This is a genomic window from Colwellia sp. D2M02, from assembly GCF_018860755.1.
Lineage (GTDB): Bacteria > Pseudomonadota > Gammaproteobacteria > Enterobacterales > Alteromonadaceae > Colwellia > Colwellia asteriadis.
Window position 1 is genome coordinate 18,241 of record NZ_JAHKPW010000072.1, and the last position, 25,222, is coordinate 43,462.

A 25,222-nucleotide genomic window follows, 5' to 3' on the forward strand; every position below is an offset into this window, starting at 1 on the left:
CTACTTAATGAGGGCTGAGCTGTGCTAATAAAAACTCCCCAAAAGTTACAACTTAAAGAGCAAGACGTTACCCCTGAAAATATTTACTTTAACCGACGAGATATGCTTAAAAAAATGGGTTTTTTAGGTGCTAGCTCTTTATTGGCTTCGGCTGCTGTGAGTAGTAAGGCTAACGCTATTGAATGGTTTTCCGAGAAAGAAAAAGCGAGCTTCAATCTTGAGCCACTCACATATCAAGCGGATAACAATAACGCTAAGCTAATACTCACCCCTGAAACTAAAGTGACCACTCATAATAATTTTTACGAGTTTGGTGCGCAAAAGCATCAACCCGCTGAGTTGTCGCAAGGTTTTCAGGTTAACCCATGGCAGTTAACCATTAGTGGGGAATGTGATAAGCCAATAACTCTTGATTATGACGACTTAACGACAATGTTCACACTTGAGGAGCGAATTTATCGCTTACGCTGTGTTGAAGCGTGGTCAATGGTTGTGCCATGGATAGGCTTTTCATTAGCTGACTTACTTCGCAAAGTCAGCCCTAATAGTAATGCAAAGTATGTACGTTTTGAAACCTTACATGATCCTGAGCAAATGCCAGGGCAACAAAATAGACGTTTAGGTGGCGGTATTAATTACCCTTATGTTGAAGGGTTACGTTTAGATGAGGCGATGAATCCGTTAGCGCTGATGAGCGTTGGCTTGTATGGGAAAACCCTACCGCCGCAAAATGGCGCGCCAATTCGTTTAGTTGTGCCATGGAAGTATGGTTTTAAAAGTATTAAATCAATTGTCAGTATTAAATTGGTCAGTCAGCCGCCAAAAACGACTTGGCAACAATTAGCACCACAAGAGTATGGCTTTTATGCCAATGTTAACCCTGAGCATGATCATCCTCGTTGGAGTCAAGCTAGCGAGCGCAGAATAACTACCGGCGGATTATTTAGCCGAAACCGTATCGAAACGTTACCTTTTAATGGCTATGGTGAGCAAGTTGCACATTTATATAAAGGGATGAATTTACGGAAGAATTACTAGGCTACACACTACTCGCCGCGATTAAAGCCCTTTTAGCTCGAACAAAAGTTAATCGAAAGATTAACAGCCCCTAAGGTACGATAGATATTTATGCATAAAGTAGTCGGGTGTAACTGAATATGACACTAAGTATGAAGTGAGTATGAAAATAAGTATTAAACAAAAAGTATTGTTATTAAAGTTGTTGATACATATTAGCGCTTTTTTACCGCTGGCTTATTTATATTATCAAGCTTTAAACGACCAATTAGGTGCTGATCCGGTACAGCGCGTTATTCACTTTACCGGCATAGGTGCGTTTAACTTATTGTTGCTCACTTTAACAGTATCACCATTAGCGAAATACTTTAAACGCGGATATTTATTGCAAGTAAGACGCTTATTAGGTCTGTACACTTTTTTTTATGCGCTATTTCATGTACTCAACTTTCTAGCCTTTGATTTACAATTTGCTTGGGGGGTATTTATTGGAGAGGTTTTTAAAAGACCTTACATTAGTATTGGTATGGTTGCATTTTTGCTATTAAGCGCCTTGGCAATAACCTCACTTAATAGTATTAAGCGAAAAATGGGACGGGCATGGCAAAGTTTACATAACTTTAGTTATCTTATTCTGATACTTATCGCGGTACATTTTTACTGGTCAGTTAAGTCTGAAATACTGGTGCCGCTATTTTATGGTTTACTGTCTTTTACCATCTTATTATTTAGATATAAGAAGCTACAGCAGCTATTTATGCGCTTATTTTCTTAAGTTAACTTCAAATTGAGTTAGCGTATTGTTATTAAGCGTAGATATGTGACACTTTATCGTCATAGGGTTGTTGTTTTTTGTAAAAAAACTTATTGTTGGTTACTTTTTATATTTTCAAGCGACTGCAATAGGAACTCATATGCAAACTAGCTCAGCTAAATGTAAGCCGACTCACGCAACCAGAAGCTTTGCGTTAAACGCATTAGCTATTAGCGTTATGTCACTCAGCCTTAGTGCTTGTTTACCCAACGAAAAACAAGACGCTAAAGTGAGTATCAATAAAAATCCTTACCCAAGCACCTATCAAGCAATGCCATCACAAGCAACTTTGTTAACCAACGCTACCATTTTAACGGGTACGGGCGAGCGCTTAGACGATGCTGATATTTTATTGGTTGACGGTAAAGTTAAACAGCTAGGTATTGATTTATCAGCCCCCGATGCAACAGTAGTTGATATGCAAGGTAAATGGATCACTCCAGGTATTATTGATGTTCACTCACATTTAGGGGTTTACCCTAGTCCACAGGTTGAATCGCATTCAGATGGTAATGAAATGACCTCTCCTAATACTTCAGAAGTATGGGCAGAGCATAGTGTTTGGCCACAAGACCCTGGTTTTGAAGCAGCGCGTGCTGGCGGTATTACCAGCCTACAAATTCTTCCCGGCTCTGCAAACTTATTTGGTGGTCGTGGTGTTACGTTACGCAATGTGCCAAGCCAAACTGTGCAAGGCATGAAGTTTGCTGATGCACCTTATGGTTTGAAAATGGCTTGTGGTGAAAATCCAAAGCGTGTGTATGGTAGCAGAAAAATATTACCATCTACCCGCATGGGTAATGTTGCTGGTTATCGTAGTGCTTGGCTTGCCGCTACTGAATATAAGCGTGCTTGGGAAAAGTATGAAGCAGATTACGAAGCAGGTAAAAATCCAACTGCGCCAAAACGTGATTTAGAGCTTGATACGTTAATGGGCGTATTAGACGGAGAAATATTAATACATAACCACTGCTATAAAGCAGAAGAAATGGCGGTTATGATTGATTTATCTAAAGAGTTTAATTATCACTCAGGCACATTCCATCACGGTATTGAAGCTTATAAAATTGCTGATTTATTAGCTGAAAATAATAACTGTGCTGCTTTATGGCCAGACTGGTGGGGCTTTAAAATGGAAGCCTACGATATGGTGGAAGAAAACGTAGCGATTGTTGATGCGGTTAAAAATTCTTGTGCAATTGTTCACTCAGACTCAAGTACTACTATTCAGCGCTTAAACCAAGAAGCAGCAAAAGTGATGTACCGTGCTAACGACAATGGTTTTGAAATTAAACCTAAAGATGCAATTAAATGGATCACCTATAATGCGGCTAAATCCTTAGGTATTACTGATGAAGTTGGTAGTTTAGAAGCAGGTAAAAAAGCCGATGTGGTTGTTTGGAGCAGTGATCCGTTTAGTGTTTATGCACACGCAGAGCAGGTATTTATTGATGGGGCGAAAGTTTTTGATAAGTTTGATGATAAATATCAAGCGAAAAGTGACTTTTTAATTGGGCAAGAAGCAGCAACCCCTGTTTCTCAATAGATACAGACAGACTTAGGAATAATTATGAAACAATCTACATTATTTAATGCTATGTTTTCGAAAGTACCAAGCTTCTCGAAAGTATCTAACGGTTTAGGCGTGGTTTTAGTTAGCGGACTTTCTCTTTTATCAAGCCATGCTTATGCGCAGTCTACCGCTATTATTAATGCAACAGTTCACACTGTGGCAGAGCAAGGCGTTTTATCGGGCGCTGTTGTCATGCTTGATGATGGAAAAATAACCGCGATTTATACCGCTGAAACTGTGCCGAGCAAAATAGAAGCCGACATTATCGTTGATGCTCAAGGCAATATTTTAACCCCTGGTTTTATTGCTTCAAAAAACTTACTGGGTTTAGTTGAAGTGGGCGCGGTATCTCGCACTCGTGATGGCTCAGATAAAAAAGCAGATATTACTTTTGATGCCAGTTTAGCGTTCAACCCTAAATCAACATTAATTCCTTATACGCGTAAAGGTGGAATTACCAGTAACGTGGTTATGCCTAATGGTGGTGAAGGGGTGTTAGTAGGGCAAAGCTTTGTTGTTAACCTTTCTGGTGAATTTGATAGTGTTGTTAGCCCTAACAATGCTGTTATCGCTCATTTAGGTGCTAAGAGCAAAGGCTCACGTGCTATGTCATTACAAACCTTAGCAAACGAACTAGCAGACGCGCAAAAAGCACTAACGGAGGCGAGCAAATCTAAAGGAAAGAAAGACAAAACTAAAGAGCTAAAACGTGATCAACAGGTGATTAATTCGGTTGTTAAAGGCGAGAAAACCTTACTTGCTTATGCTGATAGAGCAACGGATATTTTGGCTTTATTAAAGCTTAAAGCACAGTACAACCTAGACTTAGTGTTAGTTGGCGCGCGTGATGCCGTGTTAGTTACCAAGCAAATAGCAGATGCTAATGTACCTGTGATGACCAGCGCACTGGCTAATTTACCTAATAGCTTTGATTCACTACATAGCTCATTAGATAATATTGCGATATTAAATGAAGCTGGTATTAAAGTGATTATTGCTACTAGTGGTGAAAGTCATAATATCAACCAGTTACGCTTTGATGCGGGAGTAGCAGTCGCTAATGGCTTTGATAAGAGCGCAGCGTTAGCGGCCGTTACCGCTAATGTTGCCGATACCTTTAAACTCAATAGCGGCCGTATTGCGGTTGGTAAAAATGCCGACTTAGTGTTATGGAGCGGAGACCCGTTTGAAATTAGTACTAAAGTTAATTCTATGTGGATTAACGGTGAGCAGGTTTCAACGCAATCACGCCAAGATGTTTTACGAGATCGCTATATCAGTAAAAGCGAACTACCTAGAGCATACATTAAATAATGCGACTATTTTTTACAACATTTTAGTTAACAGATTAAGGCATTGATAAGTACTATTTATCAATGCCTTGTTTTCCCTCAAAAATATCCCTACTATATTATTAATCATCCCTTGTCTAACAAGTCATTACCATGCGTTTTTTCGGTCTTGTTTTTTTACTCACATATTGCCCATCCCTTTTTGGTTATGCTGATCCACTTGAGGTCACTGACACTGTTAATGATCAAACAAGACCTAAAATAGGTTTAGTACTTAGTGGCGGTGGTGCTAAAGGTGCTGCTCATGTTGGCGTTATTAAAGTCTTAGAAGCCAACCGTATTCCCGTAGACTATGTTGTAGGAACCAGTATCGGCGCTTATGTTGGTGGTTTATATGCATTAGGTCATAGTGCTCAAGAAGTAGAGCAAATAATGATGAATTTGCCTTGGGATGATAGTTACTCTGACATGATCCCTCGTGAGTTTTTAAGTATTGAAGATAAAAGGCTCAAAGACAAATACAATATTCCCTTTCGTTTAGGTTATAGCGATGGGCAGTTTAAATTACCTAAAGGTTTACTGTTAGGACAAACGGTTCAGCAATTAATGCAACAATCAACTGACCTTATTCCAACTCTTTCGAGTTTTGATTATTTGGCGATACCTTATCGTGCTATTGCCAGTGACTTAGCAACGGCACAAATGGTGGTACTCGACTCTGGCAGTTTAGGGAAGGCAATGAAAGCGTCTGCTGCTGTGCCAGGCATTGTTTCAGCAGTTGAAATTAATGGCAAACTATTAGTCGATGGCGGCATTACTAATAATTTACCTGTTGATGTGATTAAAGAGATGGGCGCCGATATTGTGATTGCGGTAGATATTGGCTCACCGCTGATCCAAGCAGATGAAATAACGGGTACTTTAGATGTTATTAATCAACTTTCTACTATTTTAACTAACAATACCACCTTAGCCCAAAAGCAACATTTAACCGCACAAGATATTTTATTGAGGCCCGCGATTGATGATTTAAGTACAACTGACTTTTCTGTTATGCCACAGGCTTTGATATTGGGTGAAGCGGTTGCGTTAGAATCCATTGATAAGCTAAAGCAATATAGCGTTAGTGAGTTAGCTTATCAGCAGTACCAGCAACAAAAGCAAACGATTGCGGTGCTTGAAACACAAGCAATAGATGAGCCGATTATCGATATTCAATTAAATAATAACTCGAGGGTTAGCGATAATATTATTAAACGCCATTTTGATGTTGCGCAGGGCGATGTTATTACTAAAGAGCAGCTTAAACAGGCTATTGAGCGAGTATACGGTTTAGATGCTTTTGAGCAAGTTAATGCTGAGTTTGTTGATACAGCAGAGGGACGCATTATAGTACTTACCACAGAGAAAAAATCTTGGGGACCTAACTTTATCAATATTGGTTTAAGTTTAAAAAGTGACTTTTCATCGCACTCAATTTTTGCTTTAGATCTTGCATATGTCATGAAAGACCTGACTCCTAATGGTGGTCAGTGGCTTAATGAAGCTAAATTTGGCTGGGAAAATGAGTTAGCCACTGAATTTTATCAACCACTCTCACAGCAGCAGCGTTATTTTTTACGTGGTCGGGCACAATACTCACGTGAAAAGTGGGAAGCGACTGATACTCGTACAGAGTTAACCAATAAATACTACCGAGGTAATTTATCATTAGGTCTTAACTACGCAGATTACGGCGTGATAGAAAGTGGTTTTACTAAAATAGATGGTTACTTAAAAAAATCCGACCCAAGAGATGACCATGAGTATGAATACAATTCAACTGGAGGTTATATTAACCTCAATTACGATACGTTAAATAGCATTAATTTTCCCACTCATGGTTTTAAGCTATCGTTTGAGGCTTTGCATTTTTATGATGAATATGATCCATTATTAACGGATGAAACTGAAACTGAAACTGAAACTGAGAGTGAGGCTACCCAGCTAACTTTAGATATTCGTGGCGCATTTGGCTTTAAAAACCATACTTTTGTTGGTATCGGATCATTTGCAACAGTGGTTACCGATGGGGATTTTACCGTGCATGTTTCAGAGTTAGGTGGTTTTCTGAATCTGTCAGGGTACCAACAAGATGCGCTTATTGGTGCGCACAAAGTTTTTGCGGCTTTGGTTTATCAATATGATCTTGGTCGAACTGTTCCTGGTAGCTCAGAATTACCTATTTATGTTGGTACAAGCCTTGAGGCGGGTAATATGTGGCATGTAAGCCAGTCGGTAAAATTTAACGATTTAATTACCTCTGGCAGTTTATATCTAGGTACTGATACTAGCTTTGGTCCTGCAGTGCTTGGTGTTGGTTTTACAAGTGATGGGGAATATAGTGCGTTTTTTTCGATAGGGAAAAACTGGTGATTTTCCTGTACCTCGAAATGTTTCATGCTATTAAACACCATTAAAATTTTTTACAATGAAACTCCCTATGTAATACCTGTAGTAGCCACTATGCGAGATGGGTATAAAGTATAAGTTGAGAGCAATGAAGCAAGTATTACTAAAAAATGAGCATGCAAGTGTCAGTGTAGAGCCGTTAAACTCTGAATTTGAAAAAATAACAATTTCCCATCGCCACTGTGAAGCTGAAATAAGTCTTTACGGTGGGCAAGTGTTGCGATTTAAACCAACAGGGCAACAAGCGCTATTATGGTTGAGTGATAGTGCTACTTACCAGAAAGAAAAAGCAATTAGAGGCGGCATTCCCCTATGTTGGCCTTGGTTTGGTGCTAATGATAAGCAAGTTGAACCTGCAGGTAATCACGGTTTTGCCCGACAATCTCAATGGACTATTGATAAGGTTAGCGCTGATGAACAGGCAACTACTATTATTTTAGTGCTTGAAGGGGAGCAGTATCATTCATTATGGCCACATGCTTTTAAAGTTGTGCAAACACTCGTGTTTGGACAGTCATTGAAACAAAGTTTAGCGATGAGTAATTTATCTACTGATAATGCTCAATACTCTGGAGCATTGCATACTTACTTTAAAGTGAGCCACCCGAGTAACGTTGTTATTGATACTTTAACAGGTGTTAACTTTGACGATAAATTAACGGGTTTAGCAAATACGCAAATAAACCGGGTGAGTTGTGTTGGTCCAATTGATAGGGAGTATCATAGTGCTGATGTTATGACATTGGTCGATAGTGATTACGATCACACTATTACCATAACCAGTTCAGGCTGTCAGCAGTGGGTGTTATGGAACCCCGGTAGTGAATTAGCAGCAACAATGGCTGATATACATGACCAAGGCGAGCATGAATATGTTTGTTTGGAAGCCGCTAATACACATTGGCAAACAATTACTGCGGGCACCACAGTAACCATGTCACAAGAAATAGCCGTTCAGCGTAACTAAAACGATTAACAGCCTCTAGCTATAGTTATGAGCGTGTCGATTGCGACAAGCTCAAATGTTATTACCCAAGCTCAGCGTCATTTAATTAATACGCAAATAACGATGTAACAATGCTTGGGTAAAGTTTATTTTTAAATAAAAACCACGTGGTAAAGTCATAAAAGGCTTGCCGTTGCGATCAAATCCTTGTGTTTTAGCTTTACTGTTAGCGGCTTTAGGCCTTAATTGTAATACTTGTCCATGCTTACCATGAATATTTTCTACCTCACCGAGCACTATCATATCGGTCAGCTCTTGCCAATCTTGTGCTAATAAGGCTTCTTCTTCTGCTGAAGGGGACCATAAAAATGGTGTACCAACAATGCGCTCACTAATAGGAACCTCTTTTGGCGTAATAACCGGTACCCAGAGCACTTTCGCTAATTTTTTTTTCACATAACAGGTTTGCCAAGTAACCCCCACTAAACCGGTGAGTGGTGCAACGCTAACGAAGGTGGTTTCAAGCGGTTTGGCTTGTTCATTGATGGGGAGTGATTTTAGTTCAATGCCTAAGTGAGGGAAGTCAGGCTCAGGGCGAGAGCCCGCGCTAGCACCTAAAACATGCTCAAGTAATAAACCAATCCAACCTTTATTTTTAGTTAAATCTTTAGGGATTTTTATTCCTGCGCTAAGTGCTACTTCACCTAATGTTAAGCCTGCAATGTCTTGTGCTCGATTAAGTAGCTCTTGTTCCGATGCTGGAATTTCCATAGTGTTTGGCGTAACTCTCATAACGTTTAATGGTACTGTTAGTTTTGGTTTTATGACGATGTTTTTTCAAAATAAAGCCCGTATAACTCAGCTTTATTTATAACGGCTGGCTTATTATCAAGTTAATCATGAAAAAATAAAAGTAATCATTTGCTCAGTGCTCGTTAATATGGTTGAATTGATGAAAGAATTTTGAATATTGTCAGGAGTTCCTGTGATCGATGCCGAAGGCTATCGCGCCAACGTCGGCATAGTAATTGTTAATGACAAGGGACAGGTATTTTGGGCAAGGCGATATAGACAACATTCATGGCAATACCCTCAAGGGGGCGTTGATGAAGGTGAGTCAGCAGAGCAAACCATGTATAGAGAATTATATGAGGAAGTTGGCTTAAAACCTGAACATGTAAAAATTGTTGCCTCTACAAAGCATTGGCTAAAATATAAATTACCTAAACGTTTTATAAGACATGACTCTAAACCCGTCTGTATAGGGCAAAAGCAGAAATGGTTTTTATTAAAATTAACGGCACCAGAAGCATCAGTTGACTTGCTACATAGCCCACATCCAGAGTTTGATGATTGGCGGTGGGTAAGTTATTGGTACCCCGTAAGACAGGTAGTGTCCTTTAAACGAGATGTTTATCGTAAAGTTATGAAAGAGTTTGCTAGTGCAGCTTTACCCTTAACTATTGACAGGCGAGTAGATCGCCGTAAACGTCGCGCTTAACATGTGATTAAGAATTATTATGATGTTACACAAATGGCCTGCCTCGTGCGGGTCATTTTATTTGTATCATAAGCTAGAGTTTTAGGTGGGGCGAGGTAAACGCTTCTATAATGTAACTCTATGGGTAAAAGATTAAAGCTTTCCTCATGGTGGTACTATCTTGTTATAACAACTAAGGAATTGAATGTTAGATACTTTGCGCCGTATTGTCTTGGATTTTAGTCAAGACACCGAATTACAAAGTGCGCTAGAGCGTATGGTTCGTCAAGTGAAGGCAGCAATGCAAGCTGACTGTTGTTCTATTTACTTAGCAGATTATTATCAACAACATTTCGTTTTGATGGCCTCTGACGGCTTGAAGATTACCTCGTTAGGACAAACTTGTATTGCTTTTTCAGAAGGCTTAATCGGCTTAGTCGGAAAGCGTGAGGAGCCTTTAAATATTGTTAATGCACAAGAGCATCAAGAATTCATTCACGCACCCGAAGTACAAGAAGAAGATCTTTTCGCTTTTTTAGGTACTCCAATAATTCATCGCCGTAAAGTACTTGGCGTTATATCAGTACAACAAAAAGAACAACGCAACTTTACCGAAAATGATGAAGCGTTTCTTGTGACTTTGTCGGCGCAACTTGCCAGTGCATTAGCAAATGCAGAAATTAGAAACTTACTTACTTTTCAACAAGAACAAGCGCAAAGTGTTAAACAACTGCAAGGTGTTGCAGGCTCTCCTGGTATTGCTCTGAGTAGTATTGTCGTGTGTCAGCCACAAGCAGATTTAGCGGCGGTTTCGTTAAAATCTGCCCCGAATACGGGTGAACAACTATTACGATTTGAACAAGCTGTTAAGCAAACTAAAGCTGATTTTGAAGAGCTTAGTCAGCGTTTAAGTGGCACCATTAACGATGAAAGCTTAGCAATTTTTGATGTTTATAAACAATTACTTGATCATGCTAATTTAGGCAACGAAGTCAGTGAAAAAATAGCCCAAGGTTGGCGCGCTGATAGTGCTTTGAAATTAGTTATTGAGCATTATATACAGCAGTTTGAAGCAATAGATGACAGTTACCTTAAAGAGCGTGCCAGTGATATTAAAGACTTAGGCACGCGTTTATTAGTTAATATTCAACAGCAAGCGAAAGAAGAGCTAATACTACCCAAAGAGTTCATTTTATTAGCGCAAGATGTAACCGCGTCAATGGTTGCACAATACCAACAAGCAGGCTTGAAAGGCATTATCTCGCTATCAGGCTCAAATAACTCTCATGCTGCCATACTAGCTCGTTCATTAGGCTTACCAGCCATTATGGGGGTTAATGCCAGTGTACTGAACCAGTTACATCAAAAAGAAGTGATTATTGATGGTTACAGTGGCGAGCTATTTGTTAACCCTGATGACAGCCTTAAAAAAGAATACCAGTATTTACTAAGCCAAGAAGAAGCGCTTAGTGATAAGGTTATGGAAGTTGTTGATTTACCTTGTGAAACAAGTGACGGCCATACTATTGAGTTATTACTGAATGCTGGCTTATCAGCAAGTTTTGAGCAATCGAGTCACATTGGTGCTGCAGGTATTGGTTTATATCGTACCGAAGTTCCTTTTATGAACCGCCACTGCTTTCCCTCTGAACAAGAGCAAACGTTGCTATATCGAAAAGTTCTTAAATTTTTCCCAAAACATAGCGTTACCATGCGCACCTTAGATGTTGGCGGTGATAAATCATTACCTTATTTCCCAATTACCGAAGACAACCCTTTTTTAGGCTGGCGTGGCATTAGAATTACTTTAGATCACCCTGAAATATTTTTAGTACAAATACGCGCAATGTTAAAGGCTAATCAAGGGCTTAACAACCTTGAGATCATGCTACCAATGATAGCTAGTATTGAAGAGGTTGATGAATCTATACGTCTGATTAATCAGGCCTTTTATGAACTTAAAGCTGAGCTTAAAGCTAATTTATTTAATGAGTTAAAACAAGAGCTTACCCGTAACCTAATGGATGAAATGGCAATAGAAGGTAGCTCACTTGATAATCAGCTTTTAGATGGTGTGCTCATAGACAGCGTAACTAAAGCACGATTAGAAGAGAAGGCTGATATTGTTGCATCGCAACTGCATCGTCCCAAAGTTGGCATTATGCTTGAAGTTCCCTCTGTTATATTTCAAATGAAAGCACTGGCAGAGCGCGTTGACTTTTTTTCTGTTGGTAGTAACGATCTTACTCAGTATTTATTGGCGGTAGACCGTAATAACAGTCAAGTTGCTAATTTGTACGATGCTTTTCACCCTGCGGTGCTTGCGGCGCTTTACAGTATTGCTACGCAATCTGCGCAGTATAATATTCCAATAAGTTTATGTGGTGAGCTGGCTTCTCAGCCAGCAGGTGCAATACTGTTATTAGCGATGGGATTTAATAAGCTAAGTATGAATGGACACAACGTTCCTCGTATTAAGTGGATCATTCGTCACATTAGCTATACACAGGCCGAGGATATTTTGCAGCACGTATTAACCTTATCTACCACTAAGCAAGTACATAGCTACTTAAATGAGCAGTTAGAAGCTGTTGGCCTGGGCGGCTTTATCCGCGCAGGTTGTTAAATTGAGTATATTATTGTTTATTTTTTTATGCTGCTTAGCACTGGGCAGTATTGTGGGTTTTTTAGCTGGCCTGCTTGGTATTGGCGGTGGTCTTATTATTGTACCCTCATTAGTTTATTTGCTGCCTATGGTTGGGGTAAATACTGAGGCAGTTATGCCTATGGCGTTAGGTACATCACTTGGCGCTATTGTTATTACCTCTTCAAGCGCGGCCTTAGCACATCATGGTAAACAAAATATTCCTTGGTTAATTGTTCAGCCTTTAATGTTATTGGTCGGGGCAGGCGCTTTGTTAGGCGCTTTTATTGCCGATTTTTTATCGACTAAATCCCTGACTTTTTTCTTTGCCAGTGTTGTCATCTTATTAGCCATTTATATGCTTTTTTCTATTTCATTAGCGAAAGAGCGAGAAATGCCATCAACGCCTGTATTACAGCTTATTAGCTGGATAACAGGTATTATTGCGAGCTTAATGGGCATTGCAGGAGGCGCAATTTTAGTGCCGGCATTGAGTTACTTTGGTTTACCGTTGCGACATTCAATTGGTATTGCGACGGTATGTGGTGTTATGGTGGCTTTTTTCGGCTCACTCGGTTATATCATTACGGGCTTAGGTCAAGCCAATATGCCATCATGGAGTTTAGGGTACATTTATTTACCGGCATTACTTGGTATTGTGATTAGCTCTGCATTTTTTGCTCCTATTGGCGTGAAATACTCAAGTAAGTTACCCGTGAAAACCTTAAAGAAATGCTTTTCAGTATTTCTTATCATGGTGGCAATAAAAATGCTTGCTAGCTAATTACTTTAAGCTAACAGTAGGTATAATAGAGCCCACTTTATATTCTTTATTTATTAATTATGGTGACTTAGGACTAGCTTTATTACAGCTATTTATAAGCTTTAATAACGAGCATAGACCTTTGGTGCTTTTGGAAGCAGAATGACAGAGCAATTTTTACAATTCCCAGTAATCGACCCCATTATTTTTAGTATTGGTCCTGTAGCCCTTCGTTGGTACGGCACTATGTATCTTATTGGCTTTATTGCTGCAATGTTTATGGCTAATAAGGCCGCAGATAATAGCAAAGGGTTATGGACAAGAGAGCAAGTAGGGGATTTATTATTCTATGGTTTTCTAGGCGTTATTTTAGGTGGCCGAGTAGGGTATGTATTATTTTACCAGTTTGACTACTTAATTGCCGACCCGCTGTATTTACTCAAAATATGGGAAGGGGGTATGTCATTCCATGGTGGTTTATTAGGTGTTATTTTAGCGATATTTATTTTTGCTAAAAAGACGAATAAGTCATTCTTAGCGGTTGGTGACTTTGTTGCACCTTTAGTACCTATTGGCTTAGGTATGGGGAGGCTAGGTAACTTTATTAATGCGGAGCTTTGGGGTCGTCAAACTGATGTACCTTGGGCGATGGTATTCCCAACCGATCCACTGGGATTGCCTCGTCACCCTTCTCAACTTTATGAGTTTTTCCTTGAAGGTGTCGTGCTCTTTATTATTTTATATGTGATTAGCCGTAAACCGCGCAGCCTTGGTTTAGCGTCAGGTACTTTCTTAATTGGTTATGGTGTTTTTAGAAGTATTGTTGAATTTTTCCGTGAGCCAGATGCGCACCTTGGTTTGTACTTTTCTTTTATTTCTAAAGGGCAGATATTGAGTATTCCAATGATCTTGATTGGTTTATTTATTATTTACTACGGTTACTTGAGTCAACAAAAATCGGCTATTGGTAATCAAAAAAGTGCAACTAACACGCATTCAGTTAAAGATAATAGTTAATAAGATAAATCAACAGTCAACTTTACAGATAAAATTAACACAATATTCAGAGAGAGAATATGAAACAGTACTTAGACTTACTTAACGATGTAATGACAAACGGTGAAGTAAAAGAAGATAGAACCGGTACCGGTACGCGTTCAGTGTTTGGGCGTCAATATCGTGTCGACTTATCAAAAGGCTTTCCTTTATTAACAACCAAGAAAGTGTTTTTTAAAGCGGTTGTCAATGAATTGCTTTGGTTCCTTTCTGGTAGCACTAACATTAATGATTTAGATGCTAAAATTTGGAATGAGTGGGCATTAGAAGATGGCTCACTTGGCCCTGTTTACGGTAAACAATGGACCGCTTGGGAAGCCAAAGATGGTAGCACCATTAACCAAGTTGATTACGTGGTTGATTTATTAAAGAATAACCCAAGCTCTCGTCGCATATTATTCCATGGTTGGAATGTTGAATACTTACCAGATGAAAAGCTAACCCCACATGAAAACGTAAAACAAGGAAAAATGGCGTTGCCACCTTGTCATTTACTTTATCAATTTCAAGTTATTAATAATAAATTGAATTTGATGTGTACTATTCGTTCAAATGATCTCTTCTTAGGTCACCCATTTAATACAGCTCAAGCGGCGTTATGGGTTTATATGCTGGCACAACAGTGTGATTTAGAAGTAGGGGAGTTAGTGATGAGTATTGGCGACGCTCATATTTACTCAAACCATGTTGAGCAAGTGCAGCTGCAATTGCAGCGTACACCAACCGCTTTACCACAGTTGAAACTTAAGCGTAAACCAGCGTCAATATATGACTACAAGCTTGAAGATTTTGAACTGATTGGCTATGAGCCACAAGCGACTATTACGGCACCGGTAGCAATTTAATTACTCGTTAATTTATAAGTACACCTTAAGTCGTTTTTTGTTATATTAACTGTGCATACTTTATTTTCAACAGACTTACTATTACTGCATAAGCGGGACTAGTTATCGTTAAAAACATCTAGTTAGAAAATATAACCGAGGAACTTATTATTTAAGTTCAGGTTAAGATATTTAGATAGCCTTCCTAAGAGAGCCTTATACTTCAATACCAATCATCTAGATTGGTATTTTTTTGCCTTATTCTCCAACCTAAATAACTTCAAAAATACTAGTTGATGTTATTTTATATCGTTTTTGTTTTTATTTTTACATCTACTTTATTAATTAGTAACAAGTTATTACGTTTTTTTGTTGTTTTTGTGTGTTATATTGTAACGTTTTTGTTGTTTTATTATATAAGGAATTAGAATGAATTTTACACATAGCACCTATCAACGTAATGCTATTTATTTAGGTGTTGCTTTAGGTTTAACCTCCACAGCAAGTTTCGCACAACAGCCAAAAGAGGCGACTGAGACCGTTACAAAAATAGAAGAAGTTGAAAGAATCCATATCACAACTCAACGTCAAGCCTATAGAGGTGACTTTTCTTCGCTTACTTCACCTGAATCTGTATCCGAAATTAGCCGACAATTGATAGATAATACCGGTATAGCCGAACTAACTCAGGTGTTAGATTTATCGGCGTCTGTTTCTAGACAAAATAGTTTAGGAGGCTTATGGGATAGTTACGCTATTCGCGGTTTTTTTGGTGATGAAAATGTTCCCAGTGGATATTTAGTTAATGGCTTTAATGCAGGTCGTGGTTTTTCAGGACCACGTGATATGTCAGGTATTGAACAAGTTGAGGTGTTAAAAGGGCCTAAAGCAGCACTTTATGGACGTGGAGAGCCAGGTGGTACAATTAACCTTATTACTAAAAAGCCACAATTCGATCAACAAGGGCAAGTCACTGTTGAAGTCGGGAGCTATGATAAGCTGCGCCTAGAAGCTGATTTTACGGGGGAGTTAACTGAAAATGTTGCAGCCCGTGTAATCGGTTTCTATGAAACGGGTGATAGTTTTCGCGACACTTTAGAAATAGATAAGAAAGGTTTGATGGCATCTTTCTTATTTGAGCAAAGTGAGCAGTCTGTTTGGCACTATGAGCTTGAAGCTTCTCGACAAGAGATTCCCTTTGATAGGGGAATTTTAGCCTTAGGTGGAAATTTCGATATGATGCCGATAGAACGGTTCTTAGGGGAACCTGGTGACGGGGCAACTACTACCGAAGCGCTAGGCCACCAATTACAGTGGCAATATGACTTTTCAGATAACTGGTATGTTAATTCTGGTTTAACTTATCGCTCAACGAGGTTACAAGGTACATCAAGTGATGCTGAAGTTTCACCGGTACGTCAAATGCTCTATTACGATGGTCGAACCTTAACGAGGCAACGTCGCGCTAGAGATTATGATACAGATCAATTTGTTATTCGTTCAGAAGTATCGGGTAGATTTATGACAGGCGCTATCGAACATCAGTTGATGGTAGGTATTGATTATGATTTGTTTGATTATGACCGAGATTATCGCGTTTATCGTGCGCCTGCTTTGAATACGGGTCCAACTAAAGCAATGCTTCATGCTATTGATATATATCAACCACTTTATGGTCAGCATGAACTGCCTACACCGATACCCGCTATTGTGCGTGTGCAAAAACAAAAAGCAACAGGTTTATATGTACAAGATCAATTACAGTTAACAGATGAGCTCCATGTTAGGCTTGGTGGTCGTATTGATTGGTTAGAGCAAACATTAGACGATCAGTTAAAAGGCTTTTCAGCTAAGCAGTCAGAAAATCACTTTAGCCCGCAATTAGGTTTGGTATATCAGCTTAAAGATAATTGGTCGCTTTACACTAGCTATGGTGAAGGTTATCGATTGAACTTTGGCACAGATAGTAACGGTGAAGGTTTTAAACCAAATCAAACTAAATCAGCTGAGGTAGGTACTAAATTTACCTTATTTGACAATAAACTTGATATAACATTAGCTTATTTTGATAGTCTTCAGAAAAATATCATTGTCGCTGATACACTAAACCCTGGTTACCATAACGCTATTGGTCAAGCCAGCAGTAGTGGCTTTGAAGTAGACATTGCGGGACAACTGCCAGCAGAGATAGATGTTTGGTTTTCATATGCATATATTGATGCGCAAGTTGATAAAGATGCCATTGATACCGGTTTAGGGGTTAGCATTCAAAAAGGCGATGAATTACTAAATATTCCCGAAAACAGTGCGAGTTTACAACTGAGCAAAATATTTTCTCTTTACGATAATGATTTGACCTTAGGGGCTGGAGCGACTTACATTGATAAACGCTTAGGGCAACGGGGATCTGATTTTTATTTACCAGCCTATACGGTAGTAAATATGTTTGCTAAGTACAATGTGTCTTCACAAATTGATCTTAAGTTAGAGGTACATAACGCTTTTGATAAAAAACACTTTACTAATGCTTATACTCAAATATGGGTGCAACCAGGTGATCCTCGTACTATTGATTTTAATTTAACATACCAATTTTAATTAGAATAACTTATCTAAGAAGAAGCGTTTAGCCGACCCCTTCGGGCAGCGTTTGTTAGGACTTTTTACTGCGTTATCGTCATTTTATGTGAAAAGAGCCACATTATAATGGCTTTGGTCTGTATAAATACTCAACAATACGCTGTAAAAGTAATCTCGAATGTTCCACAGAACGTAACATTTATTCTATGAGATAGAGATTAGAAGGGAGCTGTTATTAAGAAGGTAAAGGCGAGTAAAGTTATTTTACTCGCCTTTTATTGTAGCTCTAACTTTAAATCAAAAAGTTAACACTCAGTAATATTTACCGCTAAACCGCCGCGTGAGGTTTCTTTATATTTGGTCTTCATGTCATTACCGGTTTCCCACATGGTTTTAATTACTTTATCTAGAGAAACTTTTTGTGTACCGGTACCGCGAAGTGCTAAACGAGAGGCGTTAATCGCTTTAACTGAACCCATAGCATTGCGCTCAATACAAGGAACTTGTACTAAACCGCCTACGGGATCGCAAGTTAAGCCTAAGTTATGCTCCATGCCGATTTCGGCAGCATTTTCTACTTGTTGTGGCGTACCACCTAAAATTTCAGTTAACGCACCTGCAGCCATTGAACAAGCAACACCCACTTCACCTTGACAACCCACCTCAGCACCAGAAATAGACGCATTGGTTTTATATAAAATACCAATAGCAGCTGCGGTTAGTAGATAGCGAATACAATCATCATCAGAAACAGGTTTCACAAACTTATCGTAATAACATAATACCGCTGGAATAATACCTGCTGCACCATTTGTAGGTGCTGTTACTACACGGCTACCAGCAGCATTCTCTTCATTGACTGCCATGGCAAATAAGTTAACCCAATCCATTGCATTGAGTGGATCGTTTGACTTTTCTACCGATAAGGTACGGTAAAGCGCAGGAGCGCGTCGAGAAACTTTTAATCCACCAGGGAGAATACCTTCGGTGGCAATTCCTCGATCAACACTACTCTTCATTGCACTCCAAATATTCACAAGCTTGGCGCGAATAGTGGCTTCATCGGCTAAACACTTTTCATTATTCATCATAATAGTACTAATGCTTAAGCCGAGTGTGTGAGCTTCATTTAGGAGTTCTTCAGCACTACTGAAAATATGCGGGCGTTGAATGTTACTATGCAATGATAAGGCTTTGTCTTTTTCTTTTTCAAAGTCGCAATCTTGAACAATAAAGCCACCACCAATCGAATAGTAAGTTTGCTCTAATAGCAATACGTCATCTTGATAAGCATAAAGGGTCATCGCGTTAGCATGTGCAGGTAATGTTTTTCTGCGGTGGTAAATTATTGCGTTATCTTTTGGAAAGCTAACCACTTTATGCCCACCTAAGTTGATGGTTTGTGTTTTTACCACTTCGGCTAAAATGCTTTCGATAGAGTCAACAGGAATATCTTCAGGGTTTTCGCCTGATAAACCTAATATCACAGCTTTACCTGTGCCGTGACCAATCCCCGTTTGTCCTAAGGAGCCAAACAATTCGCATCGCACTCTGTTGGTTGTTGATAACAGCTGCTCAGTTACTAAAGCATCGGCAAATAATTTTGCCGCTTTCATTGGGCCAACCGTATGCGAGCTAGATGGACCAATACCAATAGAGAACATATCAAATACACTAATCATGATTTTTTCCGAATAAATTTTTGATGGTTTGCTTTTTATTAGAATTATTGTCGGTAATTTTAGCTGAAAGTTATCAGTTTGAAAAACAAAAACTACGTAAAATATAAACTATTTACGACTAATAACGTTGTCTTTCGATATAACTAATTTAATTGTTGTATGAGATCTTTCAGCATAGAAGCCGTAGCTCCCCATATATTATAGTGCTTGTAGGGCATAAAATGAACATTATGAGGGTTCCCATTATAATGGGTACTGATAGTGTATTGTTTAGATGAACTAAAAAAGTGTTGTAAGGGCACTTGAAATATTTCAGCTACTTCATTTTTGTCTAATAAAAACTGCTGCTTATTATCAATCATGGCTACAATTGGAATAACATGAAAGCCGCTAATTGTTTGGCACGGGGGTAATGTACCTAAAATATTAACAGCAGACGCTAATAAACCAATTTCTTCTTGTGCTTCTCTTAATGCAGTTGCGGTTGGATTAGCGTCACTTGGCTCTACTTTACCGCCAGGAAAGCTAACTTGTGATGGGTGGTGTTTTAGGTGGCTTGCTCGTTTCGTCAGTAACACTTGTAAGCCATCGTGAGTGTGCTCACCTTCAATTAGCGTAATTAATACTGCTGCCGACTTAAGTGGTCTAGGGTGAATATAGTTATGACTTGACTGCCCAAGTTGCAGCAAATTAAAACGTAATAAAAAATCGTCTTTGGTCATAACTACCACACTGTGTTAAAAGCTATCGTTAAAAGCTACTTTGTTACTTATAATTTAACAGGTTAATTTGCTGAGTACAGGTAATATGCAATTTACTTTATCAAAAGTCTCTTGGTATTCGCTTAATGCCGTTGAATCAGCTACTAAGCCACCACCAGCCCAGCAATGAACGGTATTTACCTGGGTACTTTCATTATGCTGACATACTAAGGTACGTATAGTAATGCTGGTATCCATGGTGCCACATTGAGAAACATAGCCAATAGAGCCGCAATATATACTACGGCGGTGAGGCTCTAGCTCTTCAATTATTTCCATCGCTCGTATTTTGGGTGCGCCAGTAATTGAGCCGCCAGGAAAAGCGCCACGGAGTAAGTCGGTGGCGTTTTTATCATGACCAAGTTCTCCTTCTACCGTACTCACTAAATGGTGCACTGCGGGAAAACTTTCAATATCAAATAACTTAGGTACTTTTACCGTGCCAGCTTGGCAAACTTTACTCATGTCGTTACGCAGTAAATCAACAATCATTAAATTTTCAGCACGGTTTTTAATTGAGTTTTTTAACTCAGTTGCGATGACTTCATCTTGCGCGGTATCACTGTGACGAGGCGCTGTGCCTTTGATGGGCTTACTTTGGACTCTACCTTGACGTAATTGTAAAAAACGCTCAGGTGAAACACTTAAAATAGCTGAATTCTCAAGGCGTATAAACGCGGAAAAAGGCGCTTTATTCGCGGCTCTTAACGCTAAGTAAGCTTGAAATTCATCCCCTTGATAGTGGCTCGTAAAACGTTGAGCTAAGTTAATTTGGTAACAGTCACCAGAGAGTAAATAACGCTGTACTTGGTTAAACTTTTCAATATAACTGGCCTGAGTCATATTGGCTAACCATGGCTGTGTTAAGCAAAAAGGTGGGCTTACGTTTGCAGATTCAGTAACGATTTCTTGAATGTTTTTGGTTAGTGATGCACGTTGTTTTTCTGGGCAAACCAAATAGAAGTTATTGGTTTTGTTATCAAAAACTATTGCTTGTTGGTAAATGCCTACGGCCATTTCAGGTAAGTTAATATCTTGCTCTGCAATAGAGGGGAGTTTTTCAAAGCGTCGACCTAAGTCATAAGCAAAATAACCTAAAGCACCTCCTAAAAAAGGCAATAACTGATGAGGTGCTTGTTCATCGCCTAATAATTGTTGCTGTACCGAATGTAATAAACTTAATGGTTCATCATCACATTCAATAATACGTTCATTTTGAATGGCTGTTTGCCTGTAAGTAATCGTTGTGGTTTTATTTTGTGTGATTAGCGTCGCTTGAGGTTGCCAAACGATAATATCAAAACGGCTATCAACATGATTACTTTGACAAGAGTCTAACCACATTGCCCATGGCTGCTTAGCAAAACAAGCAAACACTGTTTCAGGCGTGGTGTTTTTCGATAATGTTAATAGCTGTGCAGTGATATTTAAATTTATAGGTGTTGAAGGTAATGCATTAAACAAGATTAAATCACTCAGAGTATTCGCCAGTAAAATAGTTATTATCAGCCATTACCGCTGGCAGCACTTTTAATAGCGAGTTATGATATACAGTTAAACGCATTATAACTTTACACCCTTAAATTTTATATAGTTGTTAAATCATTTCTACAACAAAGCTAATATTTTTAAACCAAGGTAATAGAGAGCACTATGGCCATTATAAAACAACAAGACTTAATCGATAGTATTGAAGATGCATTACAATATATTTCTTACTATCATCCATTGGATTTTATTCAAGCGTTAGAAAAAGCGTATAACAAAGAAGAAAGCCAGCCAGCAAAAGATGCTATTGCACAAATTTTAATTAACTCGCGTATGTCAGCACAGGGCAAGCGTCCTATTTGTCAAGATACGGGTATTGTTACTTGTTTCGTTAAAGTGGGTATGGCAGTTCAGTGGGATAAAACTGATATGACCGTACAACAAATGGTTGATGAAGGCACACGCCGTGCTTATTTAAATCCAGATAATCCATTACGAGCGTCAATCGTTGCAGACCCTGCCGGAAAACGTATTAATACTAAAGATAATACGCCGTCAGTTGTTCATATTGATATGGTGCCGGGTGACGGCATTGAAGTGATGATTGCGGCAAAAGGCGGCGGCAGTGAAAACAAAACCAAAATGGTCATGTTAAACCCGTCAGACTCTATTGCTGATTGGGTTGTAAAAACACTACCAACAATGGGCGCAGGTTGGTGTCCACCGGGTATGTTAGGTATAGGTGTTGGTGGTACGGCTGAAAAAGCGGGGGTTTTAGCGAAAGAAAGCTTAATGGACCCGGTTAATATTCAAGAGCTAATTGAGCGCGGTCCACAAAATGCTGAAGAAGAATTACGTTTAGAAATTTTCGAACGTGTAAATAACTTAGGTATTGGCGCACAAGGTTTAGGTGGTTTAACAACAGTGGTTGATGTGAAAATTAACTCAGTGCCTACTCATGCAGCATCTAAGCCAGTCGTTATGATCCCAAATTGTGCGGCAACCCGCCACGTTCACTTTCATTTAGATGGCTCAGGTCCTGCGGATTTAACACCACCTAAACTAGAAGATTGGCCTGAAATTACTTGGGAAGTAGGAGATGATGTTCGTCGGGTAAATGTTGATGACTTATCGAAAACCGATATTAGCGAGTGGAAAACAGGCGAAACAGTGTTACTTAGTGGCACTATTTTAACCGGCCGTGATGCTGCGCATAAACGTATTCAAGAAATGCTAGCTAAAGGTGAAAAACTACCGGTAGACTTTACTAACAAGTTTATTTATTACGTTGGTCCTGTTGATGCTATCGGTAATGAAGCGGTAGGTCCTGCGGGTCCAACAACGGCAACACGTATGGATAAATTTACCGAAATGATGTTAGCTGAAACTGGTTTATTAGGCACTATTGGTAAAGCTGAGCGTGGCGCAGCTACCGTAGAAAGTATTAAGAACCATAAGTCAGTGTACCTAATGGCTGTAGGTGGTGCTGCATATTTAGTGTCTAAAGCAATCAAAAAAGCGAAAGTCGTTGCTTTTGAAGATATGGGAATGGAAGCTATTTATGAGTTTGAAGTGGAAGATATGCCGGTAACGGTAGCTGTTGATAGTAGCGGGGAGTCTGCTCACGTTACGGGGCCAGCACTTTGGAAAGTTAAAATTGAAGAAGCGCATACAAAAAAATAAATAAGTAATATATTTGCTTATTTAGGGAGGGTGATCTTTCAGCCCCTAGTATAAAAAAAGCGACTTAAGTCGCTTTTTTTATACTTTTTTTTCACTTTCCTAGTAATTTACCTTAACTGGATTAAACTCAATAATAAGATTTGATTAACATAAATTTTTATAATGAGTAACTTTATTTTTCAAGACGAAGTTGAACTAGAAGAAGACAATACGCTTATTAAAAAGAAAGATAAGTATTGGAAGATACTGGTTGTTGATGATGATGAATCCGTACATCAAGTAACGAAACTTGTTTTATCTGATGCAGAAATAGAGCATCGTAAGTTAATTATAGTCTCAGCGTACTCGAGTGAAGAAGCGCAGGAAATCTTACAAAAAGACGATTCATTTTGTATGGCGTTTGTTGATGTTGTGATGGAAACGGATCATGCAGGATTAGAGCTGGTTGAATGGATCCGCAAAGAGCATGGCAATCAAGCAATACGGTTAGTTTTGAGAACAGGTCAAGCTGGCACGGCTCCTGAGGCAAAAGTTATTAAAGAGTTTGATATTAATGACTATAAAGAGAAAACTGATTTTACCGCCAATAAAATGATCACTACCGTTTATGCCAGCATTCGTGCTTATCGCGATATTATGACCATTAAACGTAGTCTAGACGCCTTTAAAAAGCTTATTGAAGCGACACATGATTTACTTAAAATAAATCAACTGAAAAGCTTTGGTTCAGCAGCTTTAAACCATTTATTGGCATTGATGAACGTTGACAGTTCAGCTTTATACATAGCCAGAACACAAGTGGACTTTTCAGATCAAGCAAGTAGCTGCATTATTGCTTGCACCGGTAAGTATATCTGTGAGTCTAACTCGTTAGAAGAGTCAGATATTAGCGAAGATGTGAAAGAAAAAATACAGCAAGTTTTTATTGATAAGGCACACTATAGCGATGAAAGCTGTTTTGTTGGTTATTATCACTCCTCAAGCAATGCCGCATCAGTACTTTATATCGAATTCGAAGATGACAAAGAGCACTTTAAAGCAAGTCTCGCTGAGCTTTTTGCAACCAATGTGGCTTTAATTTTAGAGAGCTTAGCAAAGCAGCAAGAAATAGAGAAAACCCAAAAAGAGTTGCTGTTTATTGTCGGTGAAGCCGTTGAAGCGCGTAGTAAAGAAACAGGCGCTCATGTGCGCCGAGTTGCTGCTATTTGTGAACTAATGGCGCAAAAACTTAATTTAGGCGACTCTTTTATTGAAGCTATTCGCCTCGCTGCTCCATTACATGATTTAGGGAAAATCGCCATTCCAGAACACATACTGCACAAGCCGGGAAAATTAGAGGGGGAAGAGTGGGAGACCATGAAATCGCATGCTCAAATAGGCGCGGATATTTTAAACAAGTCAACGGTAAGTGTTTCTAAGCTCGCCGCGCGACTTGCTCATTATCATCATGAGAATTGGGACGGAAGCGGATACCCAGAAAAACTAAAAGGAGAGGATATTCCTCTTGAAGCGAGAATTATGGCCGTTGCCGATGTATTTGATGCGCTTGGCTCAAAACGTTGCTACAAGTCTCCTTGGAGTAACGAAGAAATTAAAGCGTTTATGCTAGATGAGAAAAATAAAAAATTTGAAGGAAGGCTCGTTGATGTGATTCTTGATAATTTTGAAGAGTTCTCTGATATTAGGGTGCAACACCCGGACGACTTTTAGCTAACGTAATATTTATTCATATAGCGTGAATTTGTAGCTTTTTCTAAAGAAATGAATTGCTATTAATAGTCTGCCTTTAAAACTATCAACAAACGATTAGGTAGATTATTTAAAAGGGTGGTCAATTAGGTTTTACAGGGAGTGAAGTTGCTTACTTTTACAGTGAACTGACGATCTGTCTTTGTACTTTGGTAAAGCCAAGTTATTTAATTTAAACTTAAGAATTGGTTGTGGGAGCTTTTATTTTATGAAGAGGGAACTGACGACTTGTCATTTATGCTTTGGTAAAACCAGGTTATTTTAATTATCAATGAATTGGTTGCGGGAGCCAGATTTGAACTGACGACCTTCGGGTTATGAGCCCGACGAGCTACCAGGCTGCTCCATCCCGCGTCCGAATGACCTAAATTAATAGGAAGCCAATAAGTTTTTAATTCTACTTATTAAAGAATTATTGA

General features: G+C 39.0%; 18 protein-coding genes and 1 tRNA gene. 14 read left to right on the forward strand and 5 right to left on the reverse strand.

Going from position 1 to position 25,222, the window contains the following annotated elements:
* The first annotated feature begins 21 nt into the window (after window positions 1-21).
* The 6 genes from msrP (at window position 22) to KO495_RS14435 (ending at window position 8,114) form a co-directional block, all read left to right on the forward strand.
* Window positions 22-1,038 (forward strand): protein-methionine-sulfoxide reductase catalytic subunit MsrP, encoded by a 1,017-nt coding sequence (msrP, locus tag KO495_RS14410; protein ID WP_215981111.1) that lies wholly within the window; start codon window positions 22-24, stop codon window positions 1,036-1,038.
* A 142-nt stretch (window positions 1,039-1,180) separates the two neighbouring features.
* Window positions 1,181-1,792 (forward strand): protein-methionine-sulfoxide reductase heme-binding subunit MsrQ, encoded by a 612-nt coding sequence (gene msrQ, locus KO495_RS14415; RefSeq protein ID WP_215981112.1) that lies wholly within the window; start codon window positions 1,181-1,183, stop codon window positions 1,790-1,792.
* A 139-nt stretch (window positions 1,793-1,931) separates the two neighbouring features.
* Window positions 1,932-3,377 (forward strand): amidohydrolase, encoded by a 1,446-nt coding sequence (locus tag KO495_RS14420; protein WP_215981113.1) that lies wholly within the window; start codon window positions 1,932-1,934, stop codon window positions 3,375-3,377.
* Window positions 3,378-3,401: 24 nt separating this feature from the next.
* On the forward strand, window positions 3,402-4,718 hold the full coding sequence (locus KO495_RS14425; protein ID WP_252738984.1) for an amidohydrolase family protein: 1,317 nt from the start codon (window positions 3,402-3,404) through the stop codon (window positions 4,716-4,718).
* Between the two features lie 131 nt (window positions 4,719-4,849).
* Window positions 4,850-7,111, forward strand: a complete 2,262-nt coding sequence (locus KO495_RS14430; protein ID WP_215981114.1) for a patatin-like phospholipase family protein — start codon at window positions 4,850-4,852, stop codon at window positions 7,109-7,111.
* Between the two features lie 124 nt (window positions 7,112-7,235).
* Window positions 7,236-8,114 (forward strand): D-hexose-6-phosphate mutarotase, encoded by an 879-nt coding sequence (locus tag KO495_RS14435; protein ID WP_215981115.1) that lies wholly within the window; start codon window positions 7,236-7,238, stop codon window positions 8,112-8,114.
* Window positions 8,115-8,195: 81 nt separating this feature from the next.
* Here KO495_RS14435 and mutH read toward each other — a convergent pair whose 3' ends face one another.
* Complete coding sequence (mutH, locus tag KO495_RS14440) at window positions 8,196-8,864, reverse strand: DNA mismatch repair endonuclease MutH (protein ID WP_215981116.1); 669 nt, start codon at window positions 8,862-8,864, stop codon at window positions 8,196-8,198.
* Between the two features lie 214 nt (window positions 8,865-9,078).
* On the opposite strand from mutH, the gene rppH reads away from it, so the two are divergent.
* The 6 genes from rppH to KO495_RS14470 all read left to right on the forward strand — a co-directional run bounded on the left by rppH (window position 9,079) and on the right by KO495_RS14470 (window position 17,458).
* Window positions 9,079-9,594, forward strand: a complete 516-nt coding sequence (gene rppH, locus KO495_RS14445) for an RNA pyrophosphohydrolase (protein WP_215981117.1) — start codon at window positions 9,079-9,081, stop codon at window positions 9,592-9,594.
* A gap of 184 nt (window positions 9,595-9,778) precedes the next feature.
* Window positions 9,779-12,199, forward strand: coding sequence for a phosphoenolpyruvate--protein phosphotransferase (ptsP, locus tag KO495_RS14450; protein WP_215981118.1), 2,421 nt, complete (start codon window positions 9,779-9,781; stop codon window positions 12,197-12,199).
* 1 nt (window position 12,200) lies between these two features.
* Window positions 12,201-13,001, forward strand: a complete 801-nt coding sequence (locus tag KO495_RS14455; protein WP_252738986.1) for a sulfite exporter TauE/SafE family protein — start codon at window positions 12,201-12,203, stop codon at window positions 12,999-13,001.
* 141 nt (window positions 13,002-13,142) lie between these two features.
* On the forward strand, window positions 13,143-13,997 hold the full coding sequence (lgt, locus tag KO495_RS14460) for a prolipoprotein diacylglyceryl transferase (protein ID WP_215981119.1): 855 nt from the start codon (window positions 13,143-13,145) through the stop codon (window positions 13,995-13,997).
* Window positions 13,998-14,056: 59 nt separating this feature from the next.
* Window positions 14,057-14,881, forward strand: a complete 825-nt coding sequence (locus tag KO495_RS14465) for a thymidylate synthase (RefSeq protein ID WP_215981120.1) — start codon at window positions 14,057-14,059, stop codon at window positions 14,879-14,881.
* Between the two features lie 408 nt (window positions 14,882-15,289).
* Window positions 15,290-17,458, forward strand: a complete 2,169-nt coding sequence (locus KO495_RS14470) for a TonB-dependent siderophore receptor (protein WP_215981121.1) — start codon at window positions 15,290-15,292, stop codon at window positions 17,456-17,458.
* Window positions 17,459-17,745: 287 nt separating this feature from the next.
* Here the strand turns inward: KO495_RS14470 and KO495_RS14475 are convergent, their stop codons facing one another.
* The 3 genes from KO495_RS14475 to pabB all read right to left on the reverse strand — a co-directional run bounded on the left by KO495_RS14475 (window position 17,746) and on the right by pabB (window position 21,347).
* Complete coding sequence (locus tag KO495_RS14475; protein ID WP_215981122.1) at window positions 17,746-19,122, reverse strand: L-serine ammonia-lyase; 1,377 nt, start codon at window positions 19,120-19,122, stop codon at window positions 17,746-17,748.
* 143 nt (window positions 19,123-19,265) lie between these two features.
* Window positions 19,266-19,844, reverse strand: a complete 579-nt coding sequence (locus KO495_RS14480; protein WP_215981123.1) for a CoA pyrophosphatase — start codon at window positions 19,842-19,844, stop codon at window positions 19,266-19,268.
* Between the two features lie 54 nt (window positions 19,845-19,898).
* Window positions 19,899-21,347 carry an aminodeoxychorismate synthase component I gene (gene pabB, locus KO495_RS14485; protein WP_252738987.1) on the reverse strand — a complete coding sequence of 483 codons (1,449 nt, stop codon included), beginning with the start codon at window positions 21,345-21,347 and terminating at the stop codon, window positions 19,899-19,901.
* Between the two features lie 189 nt (window positions 21,348-21,536).
* Here pabB and KO495_RS14490 point away from each other — a divergent pair, with 189 nt between their 5' ends.
* Window positions 21,537-23,054, forward strand: coding sequence for a fumarate hydratase (locus KO495_RS14490; RefSeq protein WP_215981124.1), 1,518 nt, complete (start codon window positions 21,537-21,539; stop codon window positions 23,052-23,054).
* 162 nt (window positions 23,055-23,216) lie between these two features.
* On the forward strand, window positions 23,217-24,764 hold the full coding sequence (locus tag KO495_RS14495) for an HD domain-containing phosphohydrolase (RefSeq protein WP_215981125.1): 1,548 nt from the start codon (window positions 23,217-23,219) through the stop codon (window positions 24,762-24,764).
* 316 nt (window positions 24,765-25,080) lie between these two features.
* Here the strand turns inward: KO495_RS14495 and KO495_RS14500 are convergent.
* Window positions 25,081-25,157 (reverse strand) — tRNA-Met (locus KO495_RS14500).
* Between the last annotated feature and the right edge of the window lie 65 nt (window positions 25,158-25,222).

Coding starts and splice junctions, on each gene's coding strand:
- msrQ (WP_215981112.1), top strand. CDS start 1,181: ATGAAAATAAGTATTAAACAAAAAGTATTGTTATTAAAGTTGTTGATA.
- KO495_RS14420 (WP_215981113.1), top strand. CDS start 1,932: ATGCAAACTAGCTCAGCTAAATGTAAGCCGACTCACGCAACCAGAAGC.
- KO495_RS14425 (WP_252738984.1), top strand. CDS start 3,402: ATGAAACAATCTACATTATTTAATGCTATGTTTTCGAAAGTACCAAGC.
- KO495_RS14430 (WP_215981114.1), top strand. CDS start 4,850: ATGCGTTTTTTCGGTCTTGTTTTTTTACTCACATATTGCCCATCCCTT.
- KO495_RS14435 (WP_215981115.1), top strand. CDS start 7,236: ATGAAGCAAGTATTACTAAAAAATGAGCATGCAAGTGTCAGTGTAGAG.
- mutH (WP_215981116.1), bottom strand. CDS start 8,864: ATGGAAATTCCAGCATCGGAACAAGAGCTACTTAATCGAGCACAAGAC.
- ptsP (WP_215981118.1), top strand. CDS start 9,779: ATGTTAGATACTTTGCGCCGTATTGTCTTGGATTTTAGTCAAGACACC.
- lgt (WP_215981119.1), top strand. CDS start 13,143: ATGACAGAGCAATTTTTACAATTCCCAGTAATCGACCCCATTATTTTT.
- KO495_RS14465 (WP_215981120.1), top strand. CDS start 14,057: ATGAAACAGTACTTAGACTTACTTAACGATGTAATGACAAACGGTGAA.
- KO495_RS14470 (WP_215981121.1), top strand. CDS start 15,290: ATGAATTTTACACATAGCACCTATCAACGTAATGCTATTTATTTAGGT.
- KO495_RS14475 (WP_215981122.1), bottom strand. CDS start 19,122: ATGATTAGTGTATTTGATATGTTCTCTATTGGTATTGGTCCATCTAGC.
- KO495_RS14480 (WP_215981123.1), bottom strand. CDS start 19,844: ATGACCAAAGACGATTTTTTATTACGTTTTAATTTGCTGCAACTTGGG.
- KO495_RS14490 (WP_215981124.1), top strand. CDS start 21,537: ATGGCCATTATAAAACAACAAGACTTAATCGATAGTATTGAAGATGCA.
- KO495_RS14495 (WP_215981125.1), top strand. CDS start 23,217: ATGAGTAACTTTATTTTTCAAGACGAAGTTGAACTAGAAGAAGACAAT.